We start from the raw sequence: 18,527 nt of genomic DNA, 5'->3' as shown, positions 1-18,527 counted from the left end.
TTTTCGAAAGAAAAAAAGAATGATCGCCTGTTTATATACAAAGAGCACCCGGAACGATGATTCCCATAAATAAAAGCTTTTTATCTGGAGAAAAATATCTTTACATTGGCACATATCTGTACTATATTGGCAAATGCATTTTTTTGCGTGATAAAATGTTGTTAGATTCATTTATGAATGCTGCTTTATGAAACCAATTCTGCGCAAGGTTGATACGGGCCATAATTATTCTTTTAGTGTACGCGAAGACATCTATCCTTACCTCTATAACCACTGGCATTACCACCCGGAAACAGAGCTTACCCTGATCCGGAAAGGAAGTGGTATGCGCCTGGTAGGCGATAGCATGGAACGTTTCCACGACGGCGATCTCATTTTACTGGGAGCCGATCTGCCACATATGTGGCGGAGCGATGAAATCTATTTCCAGGGCCTACCTGACCTGCAGATCGAAGCCGTAGCCATCCATTTCAAAGCCGAATTCTGGGGCGGCGCCTTCCTCGAACTGCCGGAAATGAAAGGCATCAAAGACCTGCTGAAAAAGGCAAAGAACGGTATCCGGGTACACGGCCGCACCCGTGAAATTGTAAGCCAGAAAATGGAGACCATCCTGCATGCCAGCCCGGTACAACGCATCGAATACCTGCTTGCCATGCTAAACCTCATCGCGCAATCAGAAGAATATACTTTACTGTCCAGTATCGGATTTGCCAACACCTATAACATCAGCAACACCGATAATATCAACCAGATCTACACTTACACCTTTAATAACTTCCAGAATAAAATTACCCTGAAAGATGTAGCCGCAGCAGCTAACGTAAGTCCCAATTCCTTTTGCCGGTATTTCAAATCCCGTACACTAAAAACATATTGGCAATTTCTGCTCGAAATACGCATTGGATATGCGTGCAAACTGCTGATCGAAAATAACCTGAGCGTATCGCAGATCGGCTACACCTGCGGGTTTAACAACCTATCCAATTTCAACCGGCAGTTTAAAATCATTACAAAAAAAACACCACTGCAGTTTATGAAAGCGTATAGCTGTTAGCTATTAGCTGTTAGGAAAAAAATATCATCAACAAATTACAAGCTAATAGCTAAAACCTAACAGCTAAAACCTATTTATACCTCCTCACCCGCAGTGCTGCCTGTTCCCGATGCCCCGCAAACCCTTCCAGGTCGCATAAACGCATGGCATATTCCCCGATCAATACACTTGCCTCCGGCGTACAACGCTGATAGGTACAATTCTTCAGAAATTTACCTACCCACAAACCACCGGTATACCTGGCCGCCTGACGGGTAGGCAACGTATGATTGGTACCAATCACTTTATCGCCATAAGCTACATTAGTTTCAGGGCCCAGGAACAATGCCCCGTAATTCGTCATTTTGTCCAGAAACAACTGCGGATTCCGGGTGAGCACTTCTACATGCTCATAAGCCAGCGCATCGGCTTCGAGGATCGCTTCGGCTTCATCTTCCACCACTATCACGGAGCCATTGTTTTCCCAGGCTACCCGGGCAATATCCGCAGTAGATAACACCGCGAGTTGTTTTTCTATCTCCCTTAATGTTTCCTGTGCCAATGCAGGTGAAGTAGTGATCAGCACACCCGGAGAACCGGGACCATGTTCTGCCTGTCCCAATAAATCACAGGCAACCATTTCTGCATCTGCTGTTTCATCAGCAATCACCAGTATTTCTGTGGGCCCGGCAAACAGGTCTATCCCCACCCTGCCATACAACTGTCGCTTGGCCTCGGCAACAAATGCGTTACCCGGACCAGCAATCATATCTACACTCACAATGGTATCCGTGCCAATTGCCATGGCACACAAAGCCTGCACACCACCCAGGATATAAATTTCATCGGCGCCGGCAAAATGCATGGCGCATACCGTAGCAGCAGGAATTTTCCCGTTAATAGGCGGCGTACAGGCAATCACCCGTTTTACACCCGCCACTTTTGCAGTGAGGATACTCATATGCGACGAAGCCACCATGGGGTATCTGCCGCCGGGAATGTAACACCCCGCACTATTTACCGGGATATTCTTATGCCCCAGGAAAACACCTGGCAACGTTTCTATTTCTATGTCCTGTATAGATGCCCGCTGCTGCTCCGCAAAGAAACGGATCTGCTGCTGTGCAAACTTAATATCCCCGATCACCCTGTCCGGCGTTTGTGCAATGATCTCATCAATTTCTGCGGCGCTTAGCCGGAAACTGGCAGGAGACCAACCATCCAGCGAGGCGGAATATTCCCGCACCGCCTCATCTCCCCTTAGCTCAATATCCCTGATTATTTTTTCTACCGTTGTTTTAACACCGGCATCAGCTTCCCTGATCGTTGCATTGCTCTGCCCACGTTTTATATAAGTTGCCATAATACTATTCTCCTGAAGGTTTCGTTATTGGATAATATGGATTAAGCGGCACACCAAAATCCGGCGTACCATCTGCTTTCCAGGTAAACCGCTGCATACGCGGGCTCCGTGCCCCGCCACAACCCTGTCCTTTCTGTGGATTGGCGTGGTAAATGATCCAGTTCTCTTTTCCGTCTTTCGACATAAAAAAGCCATTGTGCCCTGGCGCGTACACATTATTGGTGACCTGTGTGGTAAACACCGGCTCCGGCGATTTGGTCCAGTCGGTGGGATTAAGCGGGTCCCCATCTTTTTTTAAACTCAGCATACCCAGCGAATAATTATCCGTGCCGCAACTGCTTGCTGAAAAAACGAGGAATACGCGGCCCCTGGTATTCTTTAAAATTTCCGGGCCTTCATTCACCGGCTGCCCATGTTTTTCCCAATCGTACTGTGGTACAGAAATCTGTATCCTGGCGGTTTTCAGCGTCCAGGGATTTTCCATTTCCGCGATATACAATCGTTGGGTGATGTCTGCATCAGAAACCTGGCCGCTCCAGATAAAGTAATGCTTCCCGTTATATTCCAGCACCGTACCATCTATCGAAAAGAAATCACCGTTGGGATCTCCTATTTTTCCTTTCTCCGTCCACACGCCTTGCATAGGATCTGCGCCGTTATTCTCCAAAACAAAACAACGTTGCGTAGCCAGGTTCCCGGTGGCACCGGCAGTATAATACAAATACCATTTCCCCTGCAGGTAATGTAGTTCCGGCGCCCATACATTTTTCGAATTGTGGCCGGTAGCGGGTGCTGTCCATACCGTGACCGCAGCGGCATTTTTCAAGTCCGACATAGCCGCTGTTTTGCGGATAAAAATGCGGTTTACCCCGGTGCTCATGTAATAATAGAAACCATTCTTTTGTATCACCCATGGGTCCGCGCCGCCATCCAGCAAGGGATTGGTAAAGGTGCTGTCTTTTCGTACTACCGGCGGCGTTACTGCGGTATCCTTACTTGTTCTGCAAGACAGGGTCGCCATAAAAAATAATAACAGTAATAATTTTTGCATCGCTGATGATTTTAAAGTATGATTACCTCCATAACTTCGGATCTTTCCCCCGGCTTTTACGCCATTCATTGCGCCAGCGATGAATATCATAGGAGTCGATCAGCGGCATCGGTTTCCTGCCCGCGGCGTCCGGTATAGGCGGCACTGCCGTCGCCTCGCGCTCGTACCAGTAGGCCACACTAGCCAGGTCCAGCGTCATCTCATTGTTGTGCCCATGTTCAATGGTAAACTTCAGCGACTTATTAAAATATAGCGGATCGGTGATGTGAAAACGATAAAGATGCGTACGGCCCAATGTGCCGATATCATTGTTCACGCGTGCATAACCAAAGTAAGGATGCGTGTATAATACCTTTGGTCCCCAGGCAGTATTAAAATAATCTTCCGTACCGGTGCCATTCAGTGGTTTCTCTTCTCCATCAATAAAAATCATATCGTCGCCTTCTCCGTACCAGAGCGGTGTGGGTGATTGTACATAATAGTTCACGCCTATAAAGTGACCTTCACCTTTAACATCGGCTATCACATAATTATTTTTCCCGTTGGTGTTATTGCCCTCCGGTCCAAACACCCAGTGTTCGTTTTCAATGCTATCCTGGGATCCCATGAGCTGCTTGTTATACCAGGCATGAAAGCGACCGGTATTGGCAGGCAGCTTGTCCATTTCTTCATAGTCCACACAAAAATAAAAGGGTTGTATTTCGGTGCCGGACTGATTCTCTATTTCTATGCGGGCGCCAGTGGCAAAGGGCATAGCAAAATAGCTCACCAGGCTGGTACCATCCATTGGTGCGGCGGCCAGTGGCAGCGAGGTAAACGAATACGATTCGTTCCAGCCCTGCCCGAAAAAAGGACCGATGGGCGACACCACGGAGGCTTCCGGTTTGCCATCCCAGTACATGCGGATGATGACATCGTTGCGGCTTAATTTATCCGGCGCCGGCCACATCGTTATCCAGATATGACGGATCACGCCTGCGCCCCTGATATCTGCCAGCGTGCGTTTACCGCCGTTTTCAATATGCTGCAGGTTATCATTAGGCCCGCCGGCTTTGTCGTAACTACTGATACGGCGCGATTTTACATGCGTGCGTATTTGTGTAAGGCTGCCCAGGTCCTGCGCGGGTAGCAGGTTGACGGCCAACAATAATAATGCAATTGAAATGATCAGGTACTTCATACTTGTTATTTTGTTGCTACCGGCCAGTCGTCTGTACGAAAAGGGCCAACCGGTAAACCGTTATTGCTAAAAAGATTGCCGATAGCGGTGTTGCTAAAAGCATAACGTACTGCCACCGGTGATTTCACTTCCCTGCTCCACACCAGCAGCGTATTATTTTTTATACTGCTTTCCGCAGGGTAGAATACCTGGTCGCTCCCGGCAATGAAGAGTTCCTTGATCGTTTTTCCATGTATGGTGAGGCCTGTTGCAGCATGATCAAAGAAAAGAAGCATCTTATGCCGGCGTACCACGGCCGATTGATAAGACGGGTTTTCATACGGTGCCCCGGGAAGATGGTAGTTGTCTCCGAGTGCCAGGTATGCCAACCGCGCGCCTACATCGTGTTTGTTAGCCGGATGCACATCATACACATTATTCACCAGGTCCATAATCACTACCATGCCTGTACGTAAATGCCGGCTGCTCTGCCATTGGGCTTCCCTTAGCAGGGCGCCTGCATTTTTTTCGCGGTAGTTAAATGGGGCGATCTGCACAAAATAAAATGGCAGCGCATCCTTCCAGGCATAACGCCATGCATCTATCATTTTGGTAAACAGGCGTGCATAAGTTCCGGCGGTGCTGGTATTGTTTTCACCCTGGTACCAGATCGCTCCCGCTATGGCATAATTTGTAATGGGCGCCAGCATAGCATTCCAGGCAATGCCGGGTGTATGCGGACACATTCCGCTGGGGGCAATGGCTGTAGCGGCCCTTTCCAGGATCGTATCCTGCTGAATAATACTGCCCGGTGTCCATACTTCTGCGGAAGTGCCGCCCCAGCTGGCTTCCACCAGTCCTATCGCCACGTGTAACGTCGTTTGCAATTTTTTTCCAAAGAAGTAAGCAACGGCACTGAAGGTATTCAGCGTATTGCTGTCGCAGTTGGTCCAACTGGCTTTTACATCGTCCTGCGGATCCGTGGCGGTGGTTTTCGGGATATGAAAGAACCGGATATCTTTGTTGGTGGCTGCGGGCAGCTCCGCTTTGATATCTGCCAGTCCCCATTGCCCGCACATTTCCATGTTGCTTTGCCCCCCGCATATCCATACTTCTCCCAGCATAATATTGGTAAGCGTAATTTTATTTTTTCCGGAGAAAGTAATGCTGTAAGGGCCGCCGGCTACGGGAGTTTGGAAGTTCACCTCCCAGCGCGCATCGCCGGTAGTGACAACCGGGTAGCTTTGTTGATCCCAGGAGGTGGTAACCACTACTTTTTCCAGCGGATCGGCCCAGCCCCACAGCTTTACGCGCTGCTGCTGCTGCAATACCATGTTGTTGCCGATGATGGCCGGCAGCCTGATATTGGCGGCGGCGGGAACAGCGGGTAACAACCATATACTGATGCATATCGCCACGATAACAGCATGGCTCCATGAACAACGATGTCGTATAGCCATCACCGTTTGTTTATTTAAGCATGCTGCGGATAAGTGATTGTGCCGGAACATTAATCATCGATTTTTTTGTGACATCCCAATAACTCTTTTGTTGTTCTATCTGGATCTGCGAGGTAACAATCCAGCTCTGTATCCAGCCGCTGAGCGTACACCAGGCGCCCCATCCGGCATCGGAGTTGGAAGCCCAGTAATCCCAGCGTCCGTAGTCGAATGCTCTGAACCAGGCACCGTCGAGGTCCGGGTGCTTTTTACTTTGTACCTGTATGCGTGTCAGGAAACCGGATAATTTATCAACCGCTGCTTTGTATTTTTTATTCCCGGTTGCCTGTGCTGCTTCGTTCAGGCTAAACAGTGCGAAGTTGCAGGTGTAGAGCATGCAGGAAACCTTCTCCCCGTTTTTATAGATCAGGGAACCTTCATCGGAACCATAGTCTTTGTTTGAATTCAGCGGGTTAAACATTCCTTTTCCTTTTGCGCCCAGCTCCTCGCGGATAGCACCGCTTTCGTCCTGGTAGCGGACAATTTCATTCACCATTTTATCCAGCCAGGCGCGGTGTTCCGGCGTATCTTCCACGCGTACCAACCAGGCCAGCGGGAGAATCATGCGGGCCCGTTGGGTTTGCATACTGCTGCCCCAGCGCCAGTTATCCGGGTAGGCTTCCATGGTAAGCCGGATAGCATTTTTTGTTTTGGTCAGCAGCGGCTCATATTTTGTTTTATCGTAGAGCCATAAGTAGAGTGCCCACATCCAGGATTCGAAATGCGGCGACGGATGGATGAGTGACCTGTTCTGATAAAACTTCCAGCCATTTTTTATAATATCAGGTTCTTCGAGGCGTTCACCCCGGAATCCTTCTTTCCCGGTTGTTCTGAAGTTAGCCAGTATGGCCGCGGCCATTTCCTTATCCCATTCGCTGGTATGCTGATAGGCGGCGGCGCCCAGCACACCGAGAATAGCCCTGGAATTATCATCCCCATAAAACGTATATACGGAAGGGTTAGTAGTGGCCCAGGCGATCAAACCGTAGGCGGCACTGGTACTATCCCTTTTGGCGCCGGAACGCATGTTGGATGTTTCCAGCAGAAAATGGATAATATTCCTGGCGCGTTGCCGGTAATCTTTGTTATGCAGCAAACTTCCTGCAGCCGACAGGGCCATGCTTACCTCTCCCTGCACATCGGCGCGGAGCCAGTAACGGTACTGCTGCGTACCATCGTAGTTGATGGTAGAGGTATGACCTTCAATAATGCCTTCTGAGCCATTGCCGTCTTTTACGCCGGCAGGAACAGGTGGCCCTACCGGTGGATCTATGGTACCAAATTTTATCCAGTCGCTTTTCAGGTCACGGTTCACAAAAAAACGGCCTTTATAAAACCAGTCGGTTCCCCTGCGAATACTGTTTAAGCGCGCATCAGCAGGCAACGGCGTATTCCTGTCAAACATCGGTTGCACATCCATGGGCCAGTGCTTTATGGCAAAGGCTGTATTACCGGTTATACGGGAAAGAATATACGTTAATACCTGTTTCACGGCAGCAGCGGGGCCATAACGGCCCCTTTCGAAATTGCTCAGTGCCGTGGTGGATATCAGTACCTGGTCTTTTTCAAAAAGCAGGGGATACGCTTTGGTATCTTTCAATCCATATTCTGCTTTATCAAAACCTACTACTTTCGCCAGCACCAGCAGGGGATTATCTACCGTTACCGGCTGTACGAAACAGTTATGGATGCTCATCACGCTCATAGGTGGCAGGCTGGCGCCAAATACTTCATTGGTAACCACCGCCCTTTCCAACCGCGTTTCCACGGGCTTTGCCAGGTCCAGCCCCGGGAAAGCGGCGGGATACTCTATGTACAATTGCAACTGCTTCTGTTTTGCTTCCTGCAGTAAGGCATCGGTGATCCTGGTTTTCGGATCTACCTGCGGATATTTGCCGGCAACAATGCATACGCCGGCGCCGGCGGTGGCGGCGTGAATAGTGGCTTCCGGTGTATCGAACCGTTTTATGGACCATCCTTCCGCTACCAATAACCGGTACAGGTCATTTTGCGTGCTGCCGCAAAAAAACAGGGGTTTGGTGATGGCGTAGGCTTGTGTGATACAACAAATCAAACAGCTCACAAGGCCTGTCAAAATATTCTTTTTCATACGCGCTTTTTATGATATAACTGATCCAATAAATGCAGGGCGGCTTCTTCCAGCAGTTGTGCTGTAACCGGCGCCAGGAAAGACCACCTACCCGGTCCGGTTTCGTAGCCGCCTGCATCAAAGGCTTCCACGGTGGGAATATACCCGATAGAGTTTTCTGCATAGGCTGCTACCAGCGTATACGCAAATGGCGATCTGTATTCAATTTCCATGGCTGTTGCCGTAAAAGGCTCCCCTGGCAGGAAAAGAATGGCCAGCGGGCCTATCGCGATGGCGTTGATGCGGGCCAGCGCATCGAGCGGGTTACTAACGTCTACGCCGCTACGAATGGGGAAATCCATTTCCATATGCCTCACGGCCAAATCGGTTGCGATGGCAGTAGTCCACACTGCTTTTTGCACTGCCCCGGCCAATGCCCTGCCATGCCGCCGCGCATCCTCCGCTCCTCCTGATACTGTTGGCGGATTTACATCGCCGGCGGCGCCGTTGAGAAACAGCGGCATACCGGCCCATGGCGTTTCTTCCAGCGCCAGGCACATTTCGCCGGGGAAATCGGGAGAAATATGCGGCAGGCACATTTCATGCACCGGGTGACAAACCGCATGTACGATAGTGGCAACAGCGCGGCCGTCAACAGCTGTAAAACGAACCGCCTGCACGCGGCGGTCCACCGGTTCCCGGTTCATCATCTCCACCGTTACCGGTTGCAGGGCGTCAGACATGGTAATTCCCGTTGCCGTTGGAATACGGCGTTGCAAACTATAGCCATCCAGTTTGGTGCTGCCGATACTTACATAACATTCCTTCACGCTATGTATGGCGGCGGAGATGGCGATCTTAATACGCTGCTGTATTTCGTATAGCCATTTCCGATATTCATCAGACAGGTATAATTCCGATAATGCTACCGATTCAGGAGCAGTATGTGTATGCGTACACGTTAGTATGATATTTTCCGGGGCAATTTCGGCCGACATTCCTGTTTTAAAGGCATCCCAGCCATCCACCGAAGTATCGTTTAACGCCAGCAGGTCCAGCGATACCAGCGCCACTTTTTCATTACCCGATACCAGCACCAGTATCCTTGCTTTCAGCGGGAGCCGCACCGCCGTGAATGGCGCATAGGTACCTTCTACAGACGAAGTAAGCAGGCCTACTTCGAGTGGTGGCGTTATATCTGCGATGGCAGCACCTGCCTGTAATACCTTATTATGCATGTTGCTTCTTTACCCAATTCAGTGATTGCTGCCAGAAAGCATCATAGCCTTCCCACAATTCAAAGTTGATTCCCCAGTGCGGCGCCGGATCCGACATATAGGTCAATATCCTGCCTTTGCCATAGGTACCTGCTACCACCAGCGGATGCCCGGTTTCTTTTACCCGCACCAGCACTTCACCGGCTGCATTGGCGCTTACTTCATTATAGCCGAAGATGGGCGGAAACTGATCCCAGGGTAGCCCTTTCACCGCAGGATGTTCCGGCTGCAGTACTTCGGGTGTAAAGCCTGCAGAGGATTCTACCAGGTCTTCCGTTACAAGACAATCTACCGGCAAAGCATCGGTAAGTGTACACCTGCCCCAGCCTGATTTTCCCTGTACGCCGCTGAACGACAACCAGCCCCCCAGCATCATTAAGCCACCGCCATCGCGGATCCAGTCCTTGATCAGCGTAAGCCGGTCGGGGAACGTCACCACACGGTTTTCACGACGGGAACGATCAAAAAAACTGGGATACAGGTGAAAACATTTGGCTTCCACATCGCTGATAATCAGGCTTACTGATTCGTCGAGAAAAGCTTCCAGCTTGCCAGGCGCCAGCCGGTACAGTTCCCAGTTCGCGAGCGTGGTTACATCTGCCACCTGTTCCAGCGCCTCTGTAAGCCGCTCTCCGTAGAAGTGCAGGTCTGCGTCTTTTGTTTCCGTACCAAAGGGTGTTTCAATAAAAGTGGGGCCCAGGTGAAATACCCAGTCGCCCAGGTATAGTACATGTTCACTTTTTGTCCTGATCTCTTTTTTTGTTCCCATAATTATTTTTTTAAAGGATGTTGATGCAAATGTTGAGAGGTCTGTTTTTCCATCAGCATGGGCTGGTTGCTGATCCTGGAAGAGAGATAATCCAGGTAGGCGTTAGCCATCTTCCGGAAAAAGAAAAATAAAATAGCCGATGCCAGCAGCATAAAGCTGCCTTGCCCATAACGGGCAAACCATAATTGCGTAAGCCCCGTGATGAGTAACGAGGTGGCAGCAAAGCCTGTAACGGCAATGCCTATACCGCGTAAGATGGGCGACAGCGGGTATTCCCCGGGCAACGGGCTGTTTGCCGGTTTATAGGTTTTCCACCAGCCCAATGGACGGGCGCGTAAATAAAATGCCTGCAATAATTCCGGCGGGTCAGGTGGTGTTAACAGCGCCACCAAGATCCACAACACGGTAGTGATGCCCATCACCAGCAGTGTTTGCCACCACCAGGGAATGATAAGGGAAGATGCCCACGATACGCCCAGGTATTGCAACAGTTTGGGCCCGGGAACTACGACACAGAAAATGAGTGCGCCACCAAAAGAAGCCGCCATACGGGCTGGCCCGTTAAACCGCCACCACCACCATTGCGCCCAGTTGGCGGGTAATTCTGCTGCGCTGAGCTGCAGCATAAAAATGGCGACGTCTGTGATAATATTCACATTGAAAACCACCGCCACTGCCAGGGAAAGGATGAGAGCCATCCCTAGCTTACCGATCAACAGGTAGTGTTTCTCGCTGGCCTTCTTCACAAACCATCTCCGGTAAATATCACTTACCAGTACCTGGCTGCCGAAGTTCAGGTTGTCGCCCACGGTCGACATGGTAGCCGCCATCATCGCTGCTACCAGCAATCCCATAGCGCCGGCGGGGAGCATTACTTTCATGAGCTTACCGTATACCAGTTCCCGGTCCGCCCCTTCCTCCCGCAACTCCGGCCATATAACGGCAGCGGATATACTGGGCAGCGTAACCAGCAGCAGCAACAGGAACATGCTGAGCGCCGTTACCACGTACATGGTCAGCGCTTCCGCGGGAGTGCGGGTCGATAAGATACGTTGCCCTTCCATAGCACCACCCATCGGCGCCGCATCGCCACCGTAACCGATACTTTGTCCCAGCATCCACGCCATGGCAGCGGCCAGCGGAAATACATCATGATGCGCCGGCGGCATTACCTGCAACACCTCCGGGTGGGTGCCACTGAAAGCATGACTCAACGTGGCCGTCATAGCAGCAGCACCGCCAAAATGCATCAGCGTCAGCACCGCCAGCGTCAACGTGCCGGCAAAGAAAATGATCATCTGCACCAGGTTGGAAATCACCACGCCCTTGTAGCCCGAAAAGAAAACAAAAAGAAAGGAAACCGGTACAATCAGGTACAGCGTTTCTGTTTTTGTTAACCCGAACGCAGGACCCATGATCTTAAATGCCGCCAGTAACGTAATTCCCGTCCATGCAGGCATCGCAATCATGGAAGTGCGGAGGGCAATCCATAAACGCATGGCAGCCGCCGCACGGGGCTGAAAACGCAGATCGTAAAACTCCAGCGAGGTAAAAAGATTCAACCGCCGCCAGAATACGGCAAAGAGCACACCACCGAAAAACAGCGCCAGCCCGAAACGGCTCAGGTACCACCAGGAAATAAATGCACCGGTGACCACCCCCAAACCGCCATAGCCGGTAGCTGCATCCGGACTTACCAGTGCAGCAGTATAGGAGATGCCGTTCAGCCATCCCGGTACTTTACGGCCGCCCAGGAAGAAATTTTCCAGGTTGCTGCCCGAAAAACGCCGGTGCCAGAACGACATTCCCAGCATGAGTAACAAATAGCCAATTACAATCCAGATATCCGGTTGATTCCAGTTCATAAGATTAACGTATAGCCGTAAACGTGATTAAAGTATACCTTCCAGCCGCTCCGCCAACGGCGCCAGTACAGGTAGATTATTCTCCGGTTTGTCCAGGTAGAAATAGGCCGTAGCGGTATAGTTATCCAACCGGTAAAAATTTACCCAGCCATTTGGAAAACGTTCGTCGAAAAGACCCGGATAAGCAGGATCTTCCAGGATCTTCGCCATCGTTTGCGGGGTAGTAACAGTAACCGGTTTCACCCGGGCGCCGGCCTTCGAAATAGCCCGCAACTCCTCCCTGCCGGTACCGCCGATCTGCTGTATACTCACCCGGCAACCGGTGTGGAAATAAACAGGGTCCGGGATATGGTACCGGTAAAAAGCCCATTGCTTTTTCTTATCATCCGCTATCGGGCAGCCCTGGTATAAATGTGCAAACGCGCCCTGTCCCCAGCCTGTTCCGATATAATCTTCCGTGCCGGTACCCACCAGCGTCGGATAGTTTTTATCGCCGTCGAGATAAACCTTCACTTCCCCCTCCCCAAACCAACTGTTGCCATATACCTTATCTGCGATCACACTCATGTTGCTGCCCAGGTACCGGCCCTTGCCGGTTACAGGTGGTAACAACTCAAAATCTTCTCCGAGGACAGTACGCTTGTTACTGCTCCAGTAGGCATGAAAATACAGCCGGTCCTTCGGCGCTTTTTTTAACGCAGAGAAATTGATGTCATAAAACAACAGGTGCGTTTCGGCCGACTCATTCACCAGTACAATCCGCGCATGTTTTTTAAAAGGCATAGGGATATAACAGTTAAAAGATCTTCCTTCCGGGTCGGAAAACAAGGCACACTGGAAAGGTGTTTTACGCCCCAGCCCCACCCCGAAGAAATCGCCCAGTGGCACCGACACCGCGGGTTTGGTGGCGCCATCCCAATACATATCAATATGAACCGACCGCAGGATAACTGCCCGCTGGGAAGTAGTGAGCCAGATCCGGTTGATAACACCGGCGCCTTCATAATCCATCAGCGTAACAGTGCCGCCGGCTTTCAAGGTATCACAGGCATGTCCCTTGGCGCCTTTGTTTTCTATTCCGCCGTTGCCTTTTTCGCCATTGCGGTTTTCAAAACTAATCCAGCGTGTATCCGTATCCGTTGGGAAGTGATACAGCTCCTGTCCCTTTACGCTGAAAGGGAACAGGATCAATAATAGCCATCTTGCTTTCATCTGATTATTTTTATTACCAGCCCGGGTTCTGTACCAGGTTAGGATTCTTATCTGTTTCCGTTTTCAACATGGGCCACAGGTAATGTTTCTTCTGAAAAACCCTGCGCTCCACGGGTACTCTTTTAAAGAATGCAGGATCTGTTTTCGACTGGCCCAGAAAAATACTCAGGCCATAAATGTTCCCATTGTCAATGGTTTCCGACATTTTCCAGCGATGATTATCAAAGTACCGATGCGATTCAAATGCCAGCTCTATTTGTCTTTCATGATGCACTCTTTCCCTCATCTCCTCTTTGCTCAACCCGGCGGGAAGGCCCGGCAAACCTGAACGGGCCCTGATCAGGTTGATGTATTTGTATACATCTGCTACCGGCCCCTGTGCTTCATTCAATGCCTCGGCATAATTCAGGTATTGCTCACCCAGGCGGAAAAAGATCCAGGTACGTAACGTGGTTTTCTCCACCGGCCTCCATACAAAATTGGGATCTGATAATTTTTTCAGCATATACCCGGTAGCGCTGTAGTTACCACCACCTGCCACTCCCTTTCCGTCTGCGCCTTTAAACCAGAATTCCAGTCCGCCGGTCCTCGTTTTCCATACGGCGCCGGAATAATTGATGCTGGCGTAAAAGCGGGGCTCCCGGTTTACATACATATTGCTGGTACCGGCCACATAGAGGTTATTGGGCCCGGCCACATCTGTAAAACCGGATTCGGTATAACCCGAAAGTGGGTTAATGATCGGGGAATGATCGGCGGTATAACCAGTGATGGGGCGCAATCCATTTGCCATTTCATACTGGTCTACGATGTCCTGCGTGGGCGCATTCAATGAAAATCCTGAAAGGCTCAACGGCTCACTGTATACATCCAACCCATCGTAGTTACCTTCGTTGTAGGCAAAAAATACTTCTTTGTTATTGTTGACATAAAACAGTTCCTGGTAATTTCTTACCGGGTCATTATTGGCAGCAGTGTACAACCCATAGCCCGCAGCTTCGGTTTGATCTATACAACTTTTAGCGGCATCTGCTGCAGCCTGCCAACGCGAAGCCTGGAAATCGGGAAACAGGCGGTTGCCTTCATTGTCTTTAAAGCCGGTGTAATCCGGGTTGCCATTAAACAAAGGGCTGGCCATATACAACAATACTCTTGCCTTCAGCGCCAGTGCCGCAGATCTGGGCACGCGGCCATACTCTGTGCCCTCAGTAATACGGGCAGGTAATAATGCAGCGGCCTGGTCGCACTGTGATACAATATAATTCACACATTTTTCCAGTGGCTGGCGCCGGAGCGCCTTGAAATTAGCATCCAGCGTAAGCGTGCTGTCGGCAATAGGAATGGGGCCATATACTCTTACCATCAGGAAATGAAAAAAAGCGCGGAGAAAAATGGCCTCTCCTTTTTGACGGTTCCTGTCTGCCTGTGTATACAGCTGATCCAGCGGCACTTTGTCAATATTCTCTATGAATATATTTGCCTTACGCAAACCGCCAAAGTTCCTGGCCCATGGATTGATCACCGTTGAGTTGGCATCCCAGGCGCCGGAAGTCATACTGTTACAAAAAGATATCGGGTAATATTGCTTTAGTTCATCTGCTGCGCCGTGATAAGGGTTTTGCGCGTTATCCGGCCATATGGCTTCCTGGGGCATTTGCGCATATACATTGGTGAGAAAATTACTGGCATAATCTCTATTGGCAAATACCTGCTCAATGGTGAGGTCATCATCCGGCGCTTTATCGAGAAAATCTTTTCTGCAGGATACTGCTGTCATGATCAGTAACAGAAGTACCAGGGAATTGATAGTTGCTTTCATGCGATTCGTTTTACTGCTGTTAAAAATTTACCTGTGCACCAATATTGATACTGCTTTGCAGGGGATAAGTACCTTCCCCGTTATCATTTTCCGGGTTCACCACTTTAATGTGATCCCAGATAGCCAGGTTGGTACCGTTTACAAAAGCCCGGATGCTGGCAATACCTATCCGCTTCATCAAAGCCTGGTTAAAAGAGTATCCTATTTCGGCTGATTTCAACCGCAGGTAATTCCCGTTTTTCATGTACAGGGTATTGGTGATATAGTTATTGGTACTTTTCAGATCAATAACAGAAGGATACTTCGCGTTGGTGTTGTCAGCGCCAGGTTTCCAGCGGTTGTCGTAATATTCACGCATAACGTTGTAGCTGTCTACCCCATCCAGGAAGGCAAAGGTGGAGCGACCCTGCAGGAACAGGTTTGTTCTGGCGGCACCGGTAAAAAATATACTCATGTCAATGCCCTTCCAGGCTACTGTGCCTCCAAATCCAAACATCAGTTCAGGATTGCGGGGGAAACCAAAAAAGGTTTGGTCATTGGCATTGATCACACCATCGCCGTTGAGGTCTTTATATTTGATATCGCCGGGACGGATAATCGCCTGCAACGTGGTTTGCGAGGGGCTTTTATCAATGTCTTCCTGGTCTTTAAAAAGACCGATGGCTTCATAACCATAAGGCCGGTCAATGCTTTGTCCCCTACTGTTCTGGTAGGCAAGCGGTCTTACCGGAGAATCATCTTCTATGATAATATTATGTGCATAGGTAAAATTGGCCTGGAAGGAATAATACAGGCCTGATTTTGTGCGGTTCTTTATTTCCAGGCTGCCATCCATTCCTTTGTTATTCACTACACCGAGGTTAGCATAAGGAATGATATCGCCTGGGTACCCGGCGGACATCGGTATTTGTCCGCGGCGGATCAGGATACCGCTTCTGCGCTCCTTAAACGCATCTACTGTCAATGTAATTTTTCCGTTCAGCAATTCAAGGTCCACCCCTACATTTGCTTTGGTAGCCACTTCCCAGGTTACGTTCGGATTGCCTATCAGGCTTTCCTGGAAGGTACCGGTTTGATAGGTTTGGTTTTCGCCAAACAGGTAACTGGCCGGCGCATTTTTATTGATGGTACTCTGGAACAGGAACCGGTCTCCCCCAATCTGGTCATTTCCTACTTTTCCATAAGAGCCTCTTAATTTCAGTGAGCTGACAACGTCTTTATTCCAGAAGTTTTCATTGGATACTACCCAGCCTACTGCACCTGATGGAAAGAATCCATATCTTTTTCCTTTAGGAAAATTTTCTGATCCGTTATAACCACCGTTGAACTCGAGCAAATACCTGCTGTCGTAATCATAGGTGACGCGGGAGGCAAGTCCCTGTCTTCTGAAAGGAATATTACCGATAGAAGTACCTGCGGAGAGATTGACATATTCACGGCGGTTTCCGAGGATCAGGCCTCCCAGCCGATGCTTCCCAAATGCCCGGTCGTAGTTGGCCGACAGTTCCAGGTAGAATGCCCTGTTGGCATCATAACCGGTACCATAGCTCAGGGCTTGTTCTCCGCCTATCGGTTGGTATTTATCAACGCCGTTCGCGTCTTTACCCAGGTACTGGAATGTGGCGGGTACTTTCGAACGGGTATTACGCATGAAGTTGTAAAAGTCGTAAGCAAACAATCCTCTCAGCGACAACCCTTGCGTTACCAGGGAAGAAAGATCCCAGGTGGTGCCGAGAGAACTCTGGATATTGTTCCGGAATTGTTTTTCATAACCCGTTTGTGTGCTCACCACGTAAGGACTCCTATTTAGAAAACCATTTTTCGCCGGCACAGATCCGTTGGGATTTTTTATCGGGAAAGCATTATTGGGTGTCCAGCGCAGGTACTCGAAGATAGTTCCTGCAGAGGCACCGGGGTAGTTGGAGTTTTGAATGATGCCACCTAAGCTCAGATCCATCTTCAGATTTTTGGTGATGTTTACATCCACATTAGATCTGAAATTATAGCGCTTCATGCTGCTATTGGTTTTATAGGGCACCGTAGGATCTTCCTTATAAATACCATCTACCAGCGTAAATCCTACGTTGGTAAAATAACGGAAGGTTTGGTTACCGCCTACCAGGCTCAGGTTATTAATAGTTTGATAGGTATTCTTTTTTAAAGTAGTGCTGATCCAGTCCATGTCGGGATAGAGATAGGGATCCGAGTGATCTTTAAATTTCTGCAGTTCTTCCTGTGTAAAAAAGGCAGGCTTTCCAACATTGGCCATGGCTTCATTACAAAGCAGCCCGTATTCGTAACTGTCGATGTATTTAGGTAAACGTTGGGCGGTTAACCGCGCAGTTTCAGTGCGGAAAGATACTCTGGGCCGGCCTTCCACTCCGCGTTTGGTATTGATCAGGATTACGCCGTTGGCGCCACGGATACCATATACGGCGGTGGCGGAAGCATCTTTCAATACAGAAAAACTTTCTATTTCCTGCACATTCAGATTGTTCATATCACGTTCTATACCATCTACCAGGATGAGTGGTGTTCTGCTTCCGTTGATGGTACTGAAGCCGCGGATAAATACACTGGCGGCATCATAGCCGGGTTCCCCGGAAGACTGCCGGGTAATGATACCAGGTAACCTGCCACCGATGGCGTTTGACAGGGAGGCGGTGGCAGATTGCTGTACCTCGCTTATTTTAACGGTAGCTACCGCGCCGGTAACGGATACTTTTTTCTGTTTACCAAACCCCACGATCACCACATCATTCAGCTTCTGGTTTTCCAGGTCGGGGAGTAATTTGATGGTGATGGTTTTAGCGGTGCCGGGATGTATTACCTGTGTTTTGTAGCCGATGAAGGTCACCGACAGCGAATCATTTTCATTGCCTATTTCCAGCAGGAATTTACCGAATACATCGGTGACTACGCCCTTGCTGGTGCCCAATACCTTAATGGTAGCACCGGGCAGCACTTCATCTTTTTCATTGGTGACCTTACCGGATAATACCCAGCTTAAAACAGCCGTGGGATTGTCTTCTTTCTCCGGTTTGCTTTTAACAATGATGGTACGATCAAGCACCTCCCAGGTAAAAGGCTGCCCGCTAAAACATTCTGTCAGCACTTTTTCCAGCGGGGTGTTCATCGCTTCCAGGCTGATCCGCCTGGTATCATTGACGTAGCGTGCATCATAAAAAAAAGTGTAGCCGATTTGTTTGCTGATTTGCTGCAACACTTTTTTAAGCGGCACATTTTTCTCCGATAAAGTTACCTGCTGGGAGTAGCCGACGGCGCTGCATTGCAGGCAAATAGCTGTTAATAATAAAGCAGTTAATTTCATAACCCGCGAAACTTTGGAATGGTTGATAACGCAGTTCCCTGCTATCAATTTGTACAGGCG

12 protein-coding genes are annotated in these 18,527 nt (G+C 49.6%); 1 reads left to right on the top strand and 11 read right to left on the bottom strand.

Annotation, left to right across the window (positions count from 1 at the left end):
• Nucleotides 1–187 precede the first annotated feature (187 nt).
• Nucleotides 188–1,054: an AraC family transcriptional regulator gene (locus tag J7623_RS08300; protein WP_291919350.1), complete on the top strand. Its 867-nt coding sequence runs from the start codon at nucleotides 188–190 to the stop codon at nucleotides 1,052–1,054.
• A 70-nt stretch (nucleotides 1,055–1,124) separates the two neighbouring features.
• Here the strand turns inward: J7623_RS08300 and hisD are convergent, their stop codons facing one another.
• From hisD to J7623_RS08245, 11 genes are read right to left on the bottom strand one after another with little or no spacing between them, the layout of a single operon-like run.
• Nucleotides 1,125–2,396 carry a histidinol dehydrogenase gene (gene hisD, locus J7623_RS08295; RefSeq protein ID WP_291919349.1) on the bottom strand — a complete coding sequence of 424 codons (1,272 nt, stop codon included), beginning with the start codon at nucleotides 2,394–2,396 and terminating at the stop codon, nucleotides 1,125–1,127.
• 4 nt (nucleotides 2,397–2,400) lie between these two features.
• Complete coding sequence (locus J7623_RS08290) at nucleotides 2,401–3,447, bottom strand: glycoside hydrolase family 43 protein (RefSeq protein WP_291919348.1); 1,047 nt, start codon at nucleotides 3,445–3,447, stop codon at nucleotides 2,401–2,403.
• Between the two features lie 22 nt (nucleotides 3,448–3,469).
• The gene (locus tag J7623_RS08285) at nucleotides 3,470–4,627 is read right to left on the bottom strand and encodes a glycoside hydrolase family 172 protein (RefSeq protein WP_291919347.1); all 1,158 of its coding nucleotides are present in this window, start codon (nucleotides 4,625–4,627) and stop codon (nucleotides 3,470–3,472) included.
• Between the two features lie 5 nt (nucleotides 4,628–4,632).
• A complete protein-coding gene (locus J7623_RS08280) occupies nucleotides 4,633–6,066 on the bottom strand; it encodes a sialate O-acetylesterase (RefSeq protein WP_291919346.1) in 1,434 nt (477 codons plus the stop codon).
• A gap of 10 nt (nucleotides 6,067–6,076) precedes the next feature.
• Complete coding sequence (locus J7623_RS08275) at nucleotides 6,077–8,215, bottom strand: hypothetical protein (protein WP_291919345.1); 2,139 nt, start codon at nucleotides 8,213–8,215, stop codon at nucleotides 6,077–6,079.
• Nucleotides 8,212–9,432 (bottom strand): hypothetical protein, encoded by a 1,221-nt coding sequence (locus J7623_RS08270; protein WP_291919344.1) that lies wholly within the window; start codon nucleotides 9,430–9,432, stop codon nucleotides 8,212–8,214. Before J7623_RS08270 ends, J7623_RS08275 begins: the two co-directional genes overlap by 4 nt.
• Nucleotides 9,425–10,240: a glutamine amidotransferase gene (locus tag J7623_RS08265; protein ID WP_291919343.1), complete on the bottom strand. Its 816-nt coding sequence runs from the start codon at nucleotides 10,238–10,240 to the stop codon at nucleotides 9,425–9,427. The genes J7623_RS08270 and J7623_RS08265 overlap by 8 nt, the downstream gene beginning before the upstream one ends.
• 2 nt (nucleotides 10,241–10,242) lie before the next feature.
• A complete protein-coding gene (locus tag J7623_RS08260; RefSeq protein WP_291919342.1) occupies nucleotides 10,243–12,105 on the bottom strand; it encodes a hypothetical protein in 1,863 nt (620 codons plus the stop codon).
• A 27-nt stretch (nucleotides 12,106–12,132) separates the two neighbouring features.
• Nucleotides 12,133–13,317, bottom strand: coding sequence for a glycoside hydrolase family 172 protein (locus J7623_RS08255; protein ID WP_291919341.1), 1,185 nt, complete (start codon nucleotides 13,315–13,317; stop codon nucleotides 12,133–12,135).
• 13 nt (nucleotides 13,318–13,330) lie between these two features.
• Nucleotides 13,331–15,136, bottom strand: coding sequence for a RagB/SusD family nutrient uptake outer membrane protein (locus J7623_RS08250; RefSeq protein ID WP_291919340.1), 1,806 nt, complete (start codon nucleotides 15,134–15,136; stop codon nucleotides 13,331–13,333).
• Between the two features lie 19 nt (nucleotides 15,137–15,155).
• The gene (locus J7623_RS08245; RefSeq protein WP_291919339.1) at nucleotides 15,156–18,467 is read right to left on the bottom strand and encodes a TonB-dependent receptor; all 3,312 of its coding nucleotides are present in this window, start codon (nucleotides 18,465–18,467) and stop codon (nucleotides 15,156–15,158) included.
• Between the last annotated feature and the right edge of the window lie 60 nt (nucleotides 18,468–18,527).

The sequence above is a fragment of the Chitinophaga sp. genome (assembly GCF_017745275.1).
In the GTDB taxonomy this organism is placed as follows: Bacteria; Bacteroidota; Bacteroidia; order Chitinophagales; family Chitinophagaceae; genus Chitinophaga.
This window is presented reverse-complemented; position numbering and strand designations above follow the sequence as displayed.